Origin of the sequence: Psychrobacter sp. T6-4, from assembly GCF_052258425.1 — a bacterium.
In the GTDB taxonomy this organism is placed as follows: Bacteria; Pseudomonadota; Gammaproteobacteria; order Pseudomonadales; family Moraxellaceae; genus Psychrobacter.
In genome coordinates this window covers 1-509 of record NZ_JBQQEZ010000038.1, presented here as the reverse complement: position 1 = coordinate 509, position 509 = coordinate 1, and the positions used below count along the sequence as shown (strand labels likewise).

Here is a 509-nt window from a genome sequence, read left to right as displayed (position 1 = left end):
CGTCGCCCGGGGCCGGGCCGGGACTATCGGCGCGCCCGGCGAAAACTTGGCCGACGCGTTCCGCCGTCTCGTCGCAGAGCCGGGGAGGGCGGCGGCGTGATGGCCGACCGGACGTTACGCGCGCTCTCCCTCCCCCCTCTGCGGGGGAGGGTGGCCCCCGGAGGGGGGCGGGAGAGGGGAGCGTCGCATCCGGAGGAGTCGCGACGACCGCGCCATCCCGCATCGTCGCGCTGCCCCTCTCCCGACCCGGCCTGACGGCCGGCCCACCCTCCCCCCCAGAGGGGGGAGGGCAACGTGCGGAGGATGGACCCACTCATGAAGCTCCTCACCACCCCGGGCTTCTGGGTCGCGCTGCTGGCGCTGGTCCTGGCCGCGTTCCTGCCCTGGTGGGTCTCGGGCTACATCCTCGGGCTCCTCACCATCGCGTATTATTTCGGCGTCTTCGCCATGGCCTGGGACCTGCTCTTCGGCTTCGCCGGGGAGGTGAATTTCGGCCCGACCTTCCTGAT

1 protein-coding gene is annotated in these 509 nt (G+C 72.5%); it reads left to right on the top strand.

Annotation, left to right across the window (positions count from 1 at the left end; genetic code table 11):
* Positions 1 to 315 precede the first annotated feature (315 nt).
* Positions 316 to 509, top strand: a 194-nt coding sequence (locus ACTXGE_RS12520; protein WP_443560330.1) for a hypothetical protein, incomplete at its 3' end; no start/stop codon positions are given.